Below are 12,845 nucleotides of genomic sequence, written 5' to 3' on the forward strand. Positions count from 1 at the left end.
TGCTCAACGCATCCCTTTATCAACGTTTATGTTGAATAGAGTACCCGCGATCGGAGCGGTGTCAACCCCTGCTCTTGCCTCTCAGTCGGCGAGGGCGAGAAGGGGTGCGAGGTCGTCGCGGCTGAGGCGGATCCACGGCCCCGCGGGGTCGACCAAGAGGCCGGTGAGTCCCTCGTCGGTGCTCAGCGCCTTCGCGAGCTGGGCGGGAGTGATGGGCCCCGCGTTGTCGCCACGGCCCATGACCGCGACCTCGAGCGGGTGCGAGTAGACCTCGAGGAAGCGGCGCCCCTCGGCATCGCGTGCTTCGGCGATCCCGGGCGTGCCGCTGTCCGAGACACCTACGGCGACCCAGAGCGGAACGCGCGTGAGCGCCTCGGCCACCTTGGCGCTGATCTCGGGTGCGCGTTCCGCGGCGAGGAGCGTCTTGACGGTCAGCTGGGGGTCTGCCTGCTCGACGGCACGCTGCAGCAGCTCCTTCGGCAGCACCGCGCGCGAGGGCGACGACGCGGGGTCGATGATGATCCCGTCGTACGAGCTCGCGAACACGTGCCGCAGCACCGTGAGCACAGGCTGGCCCATCGCCGAGGTCTCGGTGTCGCCGTCGGCCTTGACGCTCGCCTGCAGCGCGGCGCCGCTCGAGTAGACGAGCGCGAACGTCCGGTCTCCCGAGTTCGCGATCGCGAGCGGCAGCCCCTTCCCCTCGGCGAGGAGCGCACGCGCATCCCCCTTGACCCGCAGGAACACGTGCCCCTGCAGCAGCTGCCGCGTGACGTCGAGCAGCGCCTGCGAGGCCGGGGCGTCGCCGATGCGCCCGAGCGCGGCGCGCAGCAGCACGTTGTCGCGGAGCCCCGGGACAGTCTCGGTCTGTTCGGGCGCCGTGCGCATCCATTCGCGGGCGCCGAGGCGGGGCTTCGGCCCCGGCGGCACGGTCTCACCGGCCTCGGGCTCGCGCGGCTCCGCCGGCTGCGACGTCGCCGGCGACACCCCGAGCCCGCCGAACGACGAGACGGAGATGGACACGGATGCTGCAGCATCCGTCGCCGCATCTTCCGCTGGCACGTCGGGCGTGGGGTCTTGAGGCGCAGGCCGGGCGGCAGCATCCGTTCCCGCGGCGGGTGCATCACCGGCAGCGGCGGTGGGCGCATCGCCGGCAGCGGCGGTGGGCGCCTCGTCGGATGCTGGTGCCGCATCCGCGGCAGCGGCCGCCGTCTCGGCCGCGACCTCGTCCCCCGGCGAGGGCTCGGGGGAGGTCGGCGGCTGCTCGGCGGGCTTCTTCGGACGGCGCGAGAACAAGGCCATTGTGCGAGCCTAACCCGCCCGCCCTGCCCGATCGCGTGCCGTTCTCAGGATCGCTGAGCGAGGCTGCGGCCGGCGCCCGCGGAATCACGCGAGCCCCGCGCCGCGCGGCCGCAGTGTTCCTGAATTGCGTACACACGCGAGGCCCGAGGCGACCACCGCGCCCCGCGCCGAAGGCCGCAACGGCGGGCGTCAGCCGAGCGCGGCGACGCCGACGGCGATCACCGCGATACCGACGGCGAGGAGGGATGCCGCGAGCACGACGACTCCGGCCCACAGGAGCGCGATCGGCCGGCCCGGGCGCTGCGGGTCGCGTCCCAGCACCGAGAGGAAGAACCCGCCGGGGATGAGGAGCGCGCTCGCGAGCACCCCCACCGATGCCCATTGCCACGCCAGGGGCACGCCGACCGCCGACACCAGGAGCAGGCTCACGAGCCCGAGGATCACGAGCACGCCGGCGTGGGCGTGCCCCGCGCGAAAGAAGGTCCTCTGAAGCCCGTTGAACGGCAGACCGCGCGTCGCGATCCGCAGCAGGAAGGTGCCGCCCGACATGACGCCGATGACGGTGAGGATCGTCGCGCCGGCGACGATCGTGAGGATCGGGTCCATGGTGACCTCCGTTGGATAGTCTGACTCTCCAATATTGGATAGCGATAGTATCCAATGTCAAGAGCACGAGGGAGGCGCGATGAAGATCTCTGAACTCTCGGAGCGCAGCGGGGTGCCGGTAGCCACCGTGAAGTTCTACATCCGCGAGGGCATGCTCCCCCGGGGCGAGGCGGTCTCCACGACGCGGGCCGAGTACGGCGAGGAGCACCTTGGGCGCCTCAGGCTCATCGCCGCGCTGGCCGACGTGCGCGGGCTCCCGCTGTCGCGGGTGCGCGACATCCTCGGGCTGGTCGATGCCCCCGACGACGACCCGGTCGCGACGCTCGGGCGGGCGGTCGGGGCACTCCCGCCGTACGTCGAGTCCGACCGCGACGACTATCCCCGGGCGCGGGCCGCCATCGCCGAGCTGGGCCTGACGTACGACCCCGACTTCACCGCTGTCGCTCAACTCGACGAGGCGCTGGGAGCCTTGGAGGCGGCGGGATTGGATGCCGCCCCGGCCGTGCTCCGCCGCTACAGCGAGGCGATGCGCCAGGTCGCCGCCGAGGAGCTCGCGCCGCTGGCGGGCATGTCTCGCGCCGAGGCCGTGCCCTATGCGGTGCTCGGCACCGCGCTCTACGAGCCGGTGATGCTGGCGCTCCGCCGCCTGGCCCACCACCACCTGCTCGTCGAGGGCCAAGCCCGCTGAGCAGACCGGCCCAGGCTTGTTCGCCGGCCCACCGCGTTTCGACTTCGGGCGCCAGAGCGCCCTTCGCTCAACGACCGGTATCCGCTCGTTGAGCGACCGGTATCCGCTCGTTGAGCGAGCGGTATCCGCTCGTTGAGCGAGCTTGCGAGTCGAAACGCCCCGAACTGGGGACGAACGCCGGGCCGCGGGTGATCAGAGCTTCGTGATGGGGGCGATCTTGATCAGCAGCTTCTTCGGGCCGGCCGAGTCGAACCGCACGTGCGCGACGCGCTTCGCGCCCTCGCCGGTGATGGCGTCTACGCGGCCCTCGCCGAAGTCGTCGTGACGGATGCGGTCACCGGGCGCCAGCTCGAGGTCGCCGTTGTCGCGCACCTTCGCGGGGATCTTGTTCGCGAAGCGCTCGAGGTTGCCCGACGGTTCGCGGCGCGCCAGCGGCACCAGGTCATCGCCGTAACGCCGGCTGCCTGATCCGCCGAACCCGGAGCTCGACCCTGAGCCGCGCCGTGCGTTGAGCGCGCGTGACTGCGTGCCGCCCCGCGAGTTGACGTCACCCGGAGACTGGCGCCAGTGCAGCAGCTCGGCGGGGATCTCCTGCAGGAACCGGCTCGGCATCGCCACCGTGACCTCGCCGAACTGCGCGCGGGTCATCGCGAGCGAGAGGTACAAGCGCTTGCGAGCGCGCGTGATGCCGACATAGAACAACCGACGCTCCTCCTGCGGACCGCCGGGCTCCCCCGCCGAGATCCGGTGCGGGATGAGGTCCTCTTCGACTCCCGTCACGAAGACGGCGTCGTACTCGAGGCCCTTCGCGGTGTGCATCGTCATGAGCGACACCGAGCCTGACGCGTCCTCGAGGTCGTCGGCATCCGACACCAGAGCGACCTCGGTGAGGAAGTCCAGCAGGGTGCCCTCGGGGTTGTTGCGCGCGAACTCGCGGGCGACGGCCACCATCTCGTCGAGGTTCTCGATGCGCGCCTCGTCCTGCGCGTCCTTGCTGGCGCGCAGCGCGTCGTAGTAGCCGCTCTTGTTCAGCAGCAGGGTGAGGCCCTCGGCGACGGCGGTGGGCGGAGCGAGTTCACCCGACGACGGGAGCATGATCTCGGATGCCTCGGCCAGCACGGCGTCGAGATGCGCGATGGCCGCCTGGATCTTGGGCCCGACCCCCAGCGCGGATGCGTTTGCGAGCGCGTCGCGGAACGTGATCTGCTGATCGGCGGCGTACCGCGAGATCGTCTCGATCGTCACGTCGCCGATGCCGCGTCGAGGCCGGTTGATGATGCGGCGCATGGCCATCTCGTCGGCGGGGTTCGCGACGGCGACGAGGTAGGCGAGGGCGTCCTTGATCTCGGCGCGCTCGTAGAACTTCGTGCCGCCCATGATCTTGTAGGGCAGCGCCGAGCGGATGAAGATCTCTTCCAGCGCACGCGACTGCGAGTTGGTGCGGTAGAAGACCGCCATCTGCGAGTAGTCCACGCCGCCGCGGCGCAGCGCCTCGATCTCGTCGGCGACGAACTGCGCCTCGTCGTGCTGCGAGTAGCCGGTGAAGCCGACGATCTGCTCGCCCTCGCCGACGTCGGTCCAGAGCTTCTTGTCTTTACGGTCGAAGTTGTGGCTGATCACCGCGTTCGCGGCCGACAGGATGTTCTGCGTCGAGCGGTAGTTCTGTTCGAGCAGCACGACCTTGGCGCCCGGGTAATCCTTCTCGAACTCGCTGATGTTGCGGATGTCGGCACCGCGGAACGCGTAGATCGACTGATCGGAGTCGCCGACCACCGTCAGCGAGGCGCCGTCCTCGGCGGCCGGTTCGGGCTCGAAGATCATCATGCCGCCCGACGCGGCGAGGGGCGCAGCATCCGATCCGGGCGGACGCGTGAGCTCGTGGATCAGCGCGTACTGCGCGTGGTTGGTGTCCTGGTACTCGTCCACCAGGACATGGCGGAAGCGCCGTCGGTAGACGTCGGCGACCTGCGGGAAGGCGCGGAACAGGAAGACCGTCTGGCCGATGAGGTCGTCGAAGTCGAACGCGTTCGCCTTCTGCAGCTCGCGCTGGTACGCGCCGAACAGTTCGACGAAGACGCGCTCGGCAGGGTCGCTCATGTTGGCGGAGCGGGCGTAGGACTCCGCATCGGCCAGCTCGTTCTTCAGACGGGAGATCTTCGACTGCGTGGCCGCCGGCGTGAGCCCGAATGCGTCGGCCTCGTGCTCTTTGACCAGGCGCTTGATGAGCGCGCGCGAGTCGCCGGAGTCGTAGATCGTGAACGACTTGGTGAAGCCGAACTGCTCTGCCTCGCGCCGGAGGATCCGCACGCACGCCGAGTGGAACGTCGAGATCCACATGCCGCGCGACGAGTCGCCCACGAGGTGCTCGACGCGCTCGCGCATCTCGCCCGCGGCCTTGTTGGTGAACGTGATCGCGAGGATCTGGCTCGGCCATGCCTCGCGGTTGCGCAGCAGCGACGCGATGCGCCGTGTCAGCACGCTCGTCTTGCCGGAGCCCGCGCCGGCCACGATGAGCAGCGCCTGCCCTCGGTACGTCACGGCCTCCCGCTGCTGCGGGTTGAGCCCTTCGAGGAGGTCGTCGTCGAGGCGTGCGGCGGGGCCCTGGGGACCGATGTCTCTGCCGACGATGATGGGGGTGCTGGCGTCCGTCATTGCCCGTCAAGTCTAGGCGCGCGCGCCGACACCCATGCCGCCGGCGTCGTGCCGTTCACGCGCGACGAATGCTGTGCCTCACGGCAGCCGGGAGGCAGCCGCCTTCAGCTTCCGCAGCGCCGGCGACACCTCGGCGAGCCGTTTCTCCGCGTCGTCACGCAGCAGCTCAGCGATCGTGTCGTAGGCGTCGGACAGCTCGCCCGCTCGGCCGGCGAGGGCACCTTCGTGCGCGACCCGGAGCGCGAGCAGCATCGCGTCGCGGTGCCCACCGAGCGCGTCGTGCAGGTCGTCGCCGGCCTTCGCGATGGCCTCGACCTCCTTGGGGAACAGATCGGGAGCGACATCGGCGATCGCCTCGGCGACGTACCGCGTGCGACGCGCGGCCTTGCGCAGCTCGTGGTGAGCCTCGTCCGAGCCGTCGAGGCGGTCCTCGGCCTTCGCCACGCGCCGCGCCTGCTTCGCCAGCACGGCCGCGAACAGGTCGGCCGCAGGCTGATCCGGGTCCCCGACGACCGCGGGATCGACGAACTCGCGCAGCAGTCGGACGCGCTCCTCCGACCGCGGCGAGCGGGCGAGCTCCACGAGCCGCTCGTGCGCGGCGGGGTAGAGGCCGCGCTCACTCTCGACCAGCCGGCGCCGGACCGCGGGGTCGTCGATCTCGGCACGCTCCAGCATCTCTTCCGCGACGTCGGCCCGCACCTCGATATCGCGCACGACGCCGAGCTCGCGCCCCCACTCCGCGTACGCGACGCGCAGCCTATCCGCCGCGCGCGTGTCGAGGGCCCGGCGGAAACCGCCGAGCACGCTCCGCAGCCGCCGCACCCGCACGCGATGCTGATGCACGCCGTCCGGCTCGTCCGCCAGGGCGGCAGCGGCGGTGTCCTCGACCTCGGCCGCCGTGCGGCGCAGGATCTCTCCCAGCACGTCTCCGACGGTGGGATCCTCGCGCAGCCTGCCCATCCCCCGAGCCTAGAGAGGCGCCGCAGCGAGAGCCAGCGGCGCGAGCGATCGGCACCTGGGTCGCAGCATCCGTGCGCGGCCCGCGAGCAGGAGGCGTGTGGTCCGACCACGGCCGGTCTCGCACCCCCCCTCTCAGGAGGGAACGGATGCTGCGCCCCGCCGCCGTCGCCACGGCACCGCGAGCAACAGGCCGACGATGAGCAGCGCACCACCCGACGCGGCCGCGGCCCAGGGTGTGGCATCCGGGATCTCGAGGTACGTGGTGATCCCGAGTATGCGCGCGAGGCCCCACGGGAGCAGGCCCATCTCGTCGTTCCACCGGCTCAGCGCGGTCTCGAGGCCGACGAACCCGACGACGACCGCCGGCACGAGCAGCCCCGCGCCCGCAGCGGCGAGCACATACCCGGTCGCGCGCCGCGCGCGCACCTGCGCCGCGAGGGCCCAGCCGGCCGCGACGAACACCCAGACGAACAGCGCGAACGCGACGGTGATGTACACGGTCCGCAGCACGGGGTCGGTCCAGAACGCGAACCAGTAACCGCCCGGTCCGGAGAACGACAGGGCGAACAGCGTCACGATGCAGCGGAGCATCACGACGCCGCCGACGGCTGCGATGACAGGCCACGGCGAGCGCTCCCACACGAAGAGGCGCAGTACGAGGGCGAACACGACCCAGGCGCCGATGACGACGGCGAGGTGCGTCCACGACAGGAACGACGTCTGCACGGCGCGCGTCGCGATGAGCAGCCCGGCGGGCACGACCAGCAGCAGCCAGCGGTCGAGCTCCAGCATGCCGAGGGTCGACTCGCGGGCCCGCCACGGCCGGGTCGACGCGATCCACGTCGCGCGCGCCGCCGCGGCGCCGGGCTTCGCGACCAGGCGCGTGCGGGCGGCGAGCATGCCGATCACGACCCAGGCGACGGCGAGCACGAGCAGAACGCGCGCGAACCACGCCATCGTCTCGTCACGCTCCCCGCGCTCCACGCCGAGCCGCGCGGCGGTGAGGTTGAACGCCGGGTAGTCGATGTTCCCCTCATAGGCCTCGAGGTGCTGGGCCGCACGCTCCTCGTAGACGGCGCGGTCCGCGTCCCACCGGGCATGCGCCTCGGGCGAGAGCGTGTCGTGCCACTGCCCCTGGTGCAGGATCATCGCGCGATACGCCTCGAGCAGCCGCAGGGTGTCGAGCTCGTAGTCGAGCGTGTCCAGGAACGCGGCCCGGATGTCGGCGGAGTGCCAGGTGGCAGCATCCGTCTCCGAGACCAGATCGCGCATCTGCTCGACCGCGGCCACCGCGTCGGCTCCGGGGGCGATCGCCGCCTCGACGCCGTCGGGGCCACTGTCGCGGACGATCGAGTACAGCACGTCGAGCACCGCGGAGTCGCCGGTGAGGATGTCCCACTCGAAGATCCACATCATCGGCGGCGGCTCGAGCCCGATGGCGAACACCCGCTGCTCGGCGAACTGCGGCACGTACATGCCCTGCGCGATCGCGTCGCGGGAGTGCGTCATCGCCGCGACGATCGCCTCGACCGTGGCGGGGTCTTCGGAGAAGTACTCGCGCGCCCACGCGGCGGTGATGCCGGCGACGTCGCCGTCGGGATTCTGCGCAAGGGATGCTGCGAGCTGAGTGTTCAGCTCGTACAGCTGCCAGAACCCGGACTTCAGGTACAGCGACATGGGTCCGGCTCGCCAGGGTCCGCCGTCCTGGGTCCAGACCCAGACACCCTCGACCTGGTCGTTCGCGGCGAGCAGCTGCTGCAGCGCCGACTGGTACTCGGGGCCGAGGTCGTTGGGGAACGCGCCGAAGCTCTCGAACTCACGCCGGCTCTGGAACTCGACGATGCGCCGCTGCGCCCCCTGCTCGAGCGTGTCGTTGAGCGGCGGCCACGTGTAGAAGTCGCCGAGCGTGTACTTCGTCGACACGATCAGCGCGGGCGAGTCGATGCCGCCCAGCACCGCTTCATACGACGCGCTGTTGGTGTGCATGTCGCCGACGGCGCCGACCCCCACCGACCACGTCCGGAAGATCACTTCGCGATCGGATGCCTCGGCCTGCCCCGTGAACGCCTCGAGCATCGTCCGCACGGCGTCGACCGAGGTCACCTCGAGCGCGGAGTAGTAGTCCCAGCCGCCGACGTCATAGACCGGACCGGCCTCGCCGATACGGATGAGCACCCCGTCGAGCGCCGGCACGGCGGCGTAGAGCTCGTCGAGGCCGGCGGTGTAGACGCTCCACAGCTCGGGGTTCTCGGTGTCGAGCGAGCCGAACTCATCCGTGAGGTGCTGCTCGAGCGGCCCGGTCAGGGCGAGCATGTCGGTGCGCAGGAACACCTTCATGCCGAGCTCGTCGGCGCGCTCCCAGAACGGTGCGTACGCGTCGCGGAGCGCCAGCGCCTTGTCGCGGTGATCGTCGCCGTCCGCGTAGACCGGGCCGCCGGGAGCGTCGTCGAACGTCACGTACTCGACGAATCCGGGGAACGCGACCGCGTTGAACCCGTTCGCGAGCGAGTGCCGCAGGAACCCGTCGAAGTCCTCGAACGCCGCGGCGAGCGCGGTCTGGTCGACGTAGGGCGGCTCGGGCTGCATCACCGCCGCGAACGCCTTTGACGCGTGCGAGTAGTCGTCGCCCGACTCCCACTCCGCCGGGTCGGGGATCACGCCGACGGCGCCGAGATCGGTCATGCGCACCGGCAGGCGCGAGGCCTCGTGTTCGCCGATGAGCTCGGTGAGAGGCGCGGCGGCGCGCACCTGGTTGCTGAGGTCGTAGATGCCTCGCGTGACGCCGGCTTCGCTGCCGGCGCGCACGAGCAGCGACGCGGCATCCCCTTCGAGCGTGTACGCGTCATCGGTCGCGACGAGGGTCGGGTCGATCCGCACCGTGAGCACGCCTTCGCCGGAGGTTCCGGATGCTGCGGCCGCAGCATCCGTCAATTCCTCCAGTGCGACCGCCACGCGCTCGGTGTCGGGAGCATCGAAGGTGAGGGACGGCGGCAGAACCGGGTCGGCGACGTCCGGGACGAGCGGGGCGGCCGGTTCCATCTGGGCCGAGGGCTCAGTGCGGATGCCGAGCGCGTCGCCGACGGCGACGGCGACCCCGGCGCCGAACGCCAGCAGGATGATCGCGGTGACGGCAGCGAGGATGCCTCGCCGTCGCGCCGTCGTCATCCTCTGATCCTAGGTCCGCCGCCGAGGCCCCCTTCGACGGGTGCGCCCAACCGTTGCGGACATGTTGCCGAGCGGAGGGAACCGTTCACGGGAAGACGATCTCGGAATCCGGCTGCCGGATCAGGAAGCCCTGTGCGCGATCGCATCCCAGCGCCACCGCGATGTCGAGATGCGTGAGGGTCTCGATGCCCTCGGCCACCACGCGCAGCCCGTGCTCACGTGCGCGCTCGACCTCGTCGCGCAGCGCGGACCGCGCGTCGCCGTCCGCCGCCCGCACGAGGGATCCCGGCAGCTTCACCTCGGTGAGCGGCAGCCGCGGGAGGAGCCCGCGCGATGCGGGACCGGTGCCGAACCCGGCCATCGAGAACTCCACACCCATCTCGCGCAGCAGGTGCAGCTGCGACAGCACCGCACCATCGCTGAACGGGACGTCGTGGGCAAGCTCGAAGACGAGCGAACCGGGAGCGACCGCGCGTCGCGAGATCTCGCCGGCGACGTCACGGGCGAACGCCTCGTCTTCGAATTGCACCGGCGAGACGTTGACGGCGACGGCCCAGTCCCTGCCGGTCTCGCGCCATCCGGCGAGCGTGCCGAGGCACTCGTCGAGCATTCGCCGGCCCAGCGCGTGGATCGCTCCACTGCGCTCGGCGACGCCGATCATCGTCACGGGGTCGATGTCACCGAGCCGCGGATGCCGCCAACGGCACAGCGCCTCGGCGGCTACGATCGACCCGCTCTCCAGCGACACCTGAGGCTGGTAGACGGCGAAGACATCGGAGCCGCCGACAGCCGCCGCCAGGTCATCCGCGAGGTCTCCAGTGGTGGGCATCCCTCAAGTCAGCCCTGCGGAGCGCCTCCCTCGCAAGCCGACGCACGAGGAGCGACGATCGGGTACAGTCCCGCCCTTCCACGAGCGCAGGTGGTCTTCGAGGGCGGATCCCCGGATCCTATACTTTTCTCGTCGCAGAGGCAGCGGAAGGATCGCGATGGCGTTTCGGAATCTGAAGACGTTGGAGTCCTGGCTCGCCGAGTATCGCGCGCAGGGGAAGCCTCTCGCCGGCGCCGCACGTGTGATGGTGCAGGATGGCGAGGGCGGGGCGAACACGGGCCTGGTGGCGTTCCGGCTCGGTCACGCTCCGACGGGCGTCACCATCCAACCCGCGACGCCGGAGGACTCGACCTGGGTCGCGACGATGGAGCCGCGCGACGAGAGCCTCGTCCTCGACGCCGCGGGGCTGCTCGAGCTGTCCGCCGAGCTGGCCGCGGTCTCCGAGCTGTGCGCGTTCCTCGAGGCGAAGTCGCAGGAGTATCAGGGCACCGACGTCGCCTGAGCGACCGGTCAGCGCCGCGCGCCGACCGTGGCGGCGGTCAACGCCTCGAGCAGGGCGGCGGAGTCGCTGACCTTCGTCTGATCGGCAGCACCGACCGCGACGTCGAAGTCGTCGTCGAACCGGTTGAGTAGCGACCAGGGATCGACGGCGATGTCGATCGTCGCCGTGATGCGGTTGACGCGCCTGTCGGAGGGGTCGACATCACGCCGCACGAGGGAGCGGCTGACGAGCCGATCGATCAGCGTCGTCACACCGGCCGACGTGATCCCGAGGTATTCACGCAGCGCCGTCGGCCGTGTTCCGGGGTTGCCGACCACGAACAAGAGGGCGCGCGCGTCGATGTCGCTGATCCCGAGGCTGGCGCGCGCCGTCACCAGAGCGGCGTTGCGCGCCTCGAGGTACTCGCGCAGCGCTTGCCCGAGGGTCAGCGCCGGTGTCTCGTTCGCCATGCCGATTCTCCCCTCAGCCGCTTCGGGAGCAGAATAGCTCAGTCACGAATATTTAAGAAGACTAACTAAGTTTGCGAAGTATCGCCTAGGGTGGAGTGATCACCACGCGACGTCGCCCGCCGTCTCGCCACTATCCACCGCCTCGTGCAGAAGCTGGGAGGCCATCGTGACCGACGGAAATGCTCTGATCGTATGCCGCATCCTGTCCACCCCGCACGCCACGGTCGACCCATGCTAGGTCTCGCGAGCTGCGGGCTGATCGCCGTGGATCGGCAGTCGACGATTCTCGACGCGAACGAACAGGTCCTGGAGTGGTTGGGCTGCGACCGCGATGACGTCATCGGGAAGCCGCTGGAATCGCGCCTCACCCTGCGCATGCCGCTGGCGGACGCAGGCGGAATGCGCCCGACCGATGCCACCCTCCACGGCGTGTCAGGGGTCGTCCGCCCCGTGGTGGTCGGCTCGTTCGGCGAGGACGAGTGCGGCGTGGAGCGCATCGCCGTGTACGACGTATCGATGCGGTCGTCCTTCACTCTCGGATTCCAGGGCGCGGAGGCGAAGACGGAACGCGGCCGGCAGCGACTGCAGATCCTGCTCAACGCCGCGGTCGGATTCGGCAACGTGAGATCCGAGGTCGACGCGGCCGAGCTCCTCGTGGACGTGGCTCAGCGGGCGTTCGCCGCGAGTGCGGTGAGCGTGCATATCAGCGGTCCCGATGGGCTGACCCAGGTCGCCGGCGTGAACCCGCTCGCCCCTCATTGGCCGACGGACCTGCAGCCGGCCGGAACGATGACCATGCTCGGCGGCCAGGTGCTGATCGTTCGCTCCCCCGAAGACGCGAACTTCTTCATGCCCGGCGTCGGCATGAGCGAGATCTACCGAGCGGGTGGCGTGCACGCGGCAATCGCCTCGCCCATGCGATCCCACGGTGATGCGGTCGGTTCGATGGTGTGCTTCTTCGACCATCCGCGGGAGTTCGACGAAGAGGCCGTTCCGCTCGCCGAGGCGCTGTCCAATCAGGCAGCCCAGGCGATCGCGCGCATCCGCCTCGAACACACGCTGCGGCGCGCGGCCATGCATGACGAAGTGACCGGACTGCCGAACCGGCGATTGATAGAGGAAGACGTCACGCGCACGCTTTTCCCCGACTACTCGGCGCTGACGGTGATCTTCATCGACCTCGACGGCTTCAAGGCCGTGAACGACATGCTCGGTCACGCCGCCGGAGACGCGCTCCTCCGCGAGATCGGCCAGCGGCTGCGCGCCGTCATCCGTGAGAAGGACGTGCTCGGACGATTCGGCGGCGACGAATTCATCGCGGTCGCCGCGGTGGACAGCATCGCCGCCGCGGCGCTCGCCGACCGCATCCGCGCCGCGATCGCGGAGCCGTACGACGAGCTGCCCCCTGCGCTGACCATCACGGCCAGCGTGGGCGTGGTCACCGTCGGCAACGACGGCGCCCCGGTCATGGACCAGCTCATCCGCGCCGCGGACCACGCCATGTACGAGGCGAAGATGGCCGGCGGAGACCGCGTCGCCGTCGCCCACCACGCATTCACCCCCGCGACCCCCGCTATCCCCGCTGTTCCCGCTCGTTGAGCGAGCGTGCGAGTCGAAACGCCCCGAGCCCGGCGCAGGCCGCCGGATCCGAGGCGTTTCGACTTCGGGCGCCAGAGCGCCCTCCGCTCAACGAGC

The 12,845-nt window shown here is 70.4% G+C and carries 10 protein-coding genes; 3 read left to right on the forward strand and 7 right to left on the reverse strand.

Annotation, left to right across the window (positions count from 1 at the left end; translation table 11 throughout):
• Positions 1–81: 81 nt before the first annotated feature.
• Both MRBLWH7_RS09060 and MRBLWH7_RS09065 read right to left on the reverse strand, forming a co-directional pair.
• Positions 82–1,299: an SseB family protein gene (locus MRBLWH7_RS09060; RefSeq protein WP_342001364.1), complete on the reverse strand. Its 1,218-nt coding sequence runs from the start codon at positions 1,297–1,299 to the stop codon at positions 82–84.
• A gap of 189 nt (positions 1,300–1,488) precedes the next feature.
• A complete protein-coding gene (locus tag MRBLWH7_RS09065; RefSeq protein ID WP_342001367.1) occupies positions 1,489–1,905 on the reverse strand; it encodes a hypothetical protein in 417 nt (138 codons plus the stop codon).
• A gap of 79 nt (positions 1,906–1,984) precedes the next feature.
• Here MRBLWH7_RS09065 and MRBLWH7_RS09070 point away from each other — a divergent pair, with 79 nt between their 5' ends.
• Positions 1,985–2,593, forward strand: coding sequence for a MerR family transcriptional regulator (locus tag MRBLWH7_RS09070; RefSeq protein WP_342001369.1), 609 nt, complete (start codon positions 1,985–1,987; stop codon positions 2,591–2,593).
• 192 nt (positions 2,594–2,785) lie between these two features.
• Here the strand turns inward: MRBLWH7_RS09070 and MRBLWH7_RS09075 are convergent, their stop codons facing one another.
• The 4 genes from MRBLWH7_RS09075 to MRBLWH7_RS09090 form a co-directional block, all read right to left on the reverse strand.
• A complete protein-coding gene (locus tag MRBLWH7_RS09075) occupies positions 2,786–5,245 on the reverse strand; it encodes a UvrD-helicase domain-containing protein (RefSeq protein WP_342001370.1) in 2,460 nt (819 codons plus the stop codon).
• A 78-nt stretch (positions 5,246–5,323) separates the two neighbouring features.
• Positions 5,324–6,205 carry a CHAD domain-containing protein gene (locus tag MRBLWH7_RS09080; protein ID WP_342001372.1) on the reverse strand — a complete coding sequence of 294 codons (882 nt, stop codon included), beginning with the start codon at positions 6,203–6,205 and terminating at the stop codon, positions 5,324–5,326.
• A 132-nt stretch (positions 6,206–6,337) separates the two neighbouring features.
• The gene (locus MRBLWH7_RS09085) at positions 6,338–9,370 is read right to left on the reverse strand and encodes a hypothetical protein (protein ID WP_342001374.1); all 3,033 of its coding nucleotides are present in this window, start codon (positions 9,368–9,370) and stop codon (positions 6,338–6,340) included.
• An 85-nt stretch (positions 9,371–9,455) separates the two neighbouring features.
• Positions 9,456–10,199, reverse strand: coding sequence for an EAL domain-containing protein (locus MRBLWH7_RS09090; protein WP_342001377.1), 744 nt, complete (start codon positions 10,197–10,199; stop codon positions 9,456–9,458).
• A gap of 157 nt (positions 10,200–10,356) precedes the next feature.
• Between MRBLWH7_RS09090 and MRBLWH7_RS09095 the strand changes: the two genes are divergently transcribed.
• Positions 10,357–10,701 carry a hypothetical protein gene (locus tag MRBLWH7_RS09095; RefSeq protein ID WP_342001379.1) on the forward strand — a complete coding sequence of 115 codons (345 nt, stop codon included), beginning with the start codon at positions 10,357–10,359 and terminating at the stop codon, positions 10,699–10,701.
• Between the two features lie 8 nt (positions 10,702–10,709).
• Here MRBLWH7_RS09095 and MRBLWH7_RS09100 read toward each other — a convergent pair whose 3' ends face one another.
• Positions 10,710–11,150, reverse strand: a complete 441-nt coding sequence (locus MRBLWH7_RS09100) for a helix-turn-helix domain-containing protein (protein ID WP_342001381.1) — start codon at positions 11,148–11,150, stop codon at positions 10,710–10,712.
• A 231-nt stretch (positions 11,151–11,381) separates the two neighbouring features.
• On the opposite strand from MRBLWH7_RS09100, the gene MRBLWH7_RS09105 reads away from it, so the two are divergent.
• On the forward strand, positions 11,382–12,749 hold the full coding sequence (locus MRBLWH7_RS09105; protein WP_342001383.1) for a diguanylate cyclase: 1,368 nt from the start codon (positions 11,382–11,384) through the stop codon (positions 12,747–12,749).
• Positions 12,750–12,845: the final 96 nt, after the last annotated feature.

It is taken from the genome of Microbacterium sp. LWH7-1.2 (genome assembly GCF_038397755.1).
GTDB lineage: Bacteria > Actinomycetota > Actinomycetes > Actinomycetales > Microbacteriaceae > Microbacterium.

Excerpts from the sequence above, each read along its gene's own strand:
- MRBLWH7_RS09065 (WP_342001367.1), bottom strand. The coding sequence starts at position 1,905 with ATGGACCCGATCCTCACGATCGTCGCCGGCGCGACGATCCTCACCGTC.
- MRBLWH7_RS09105 (WP_342001383.1), top strand. The coding sequence starts at position 11,382 with ATGCTAGGTCTCGCGAGCTGCGGGCTGATCGCCGTGGATCGGCAGTCG.
- MRBLWH7_RS09090 (WP_342001377.1), bottom strand. The coding sequence starts at position 10,199 with ATGCCCACCACTGGAGACCTCGCGGATGACCTGGCGGCGGCTGTCGGC.
- MRBLWH7_RS09095 (WP_342001379.1), top strand. The coding sequence starts at position 10,357 with ATGGCGTTTCGGAATCTGAAGACGTTGGAGTCCTGGCTCGCCGAGTAT.
- MRBLWH7_RS09070 (WP_342001369.1), top strand. The coding sequence starts at position 1,985 with ATGAAGATCTCTGAACTCTCGGAGCGCAGCGGGGTGCCGGTAGCCACC.
- MRBLWH7_RS09085 (WP_342001374.1), bottom strand. The coding sequence starts at position 9,370 with ATGACGACGGCGCGACGGCGAGGCATCCTCGCTGCCGTCACCGCGATC.
- MRBLWH7_RS09075 (WP_342001370.1), bottom strand. The coding sequence starts at position 5,245 with ATGACGGACGCCAGCACCCCCATCATCGTCGGCAGAGACATCGGTCCC.
- MRBLWH7_RS09060 (WP_342001364.1), bottom strand. The coding sequence starts at position 1,299 with ATGGCCTTGTTCTCGCGCCGTCCGAAGAAGCCCGCCGAGCAGCCGCCG.
- MRBLWH7_RS09100 (WP_342001381.1), bottom strand. The coding sequence starts at position 11,150 with ATGGCGAACGAGACACCGGCGCTGACCCTCGGGCAAGCGCTGCGCGAG.
- MRBLWH7_RS09080 (WP_342001372.1), bottom strand. The coding sequence starts at position 6,205 with ATGGGCAGGCTGCGCGAGGATCCCACCGTCGGAGACGTGCTGGGAGAG.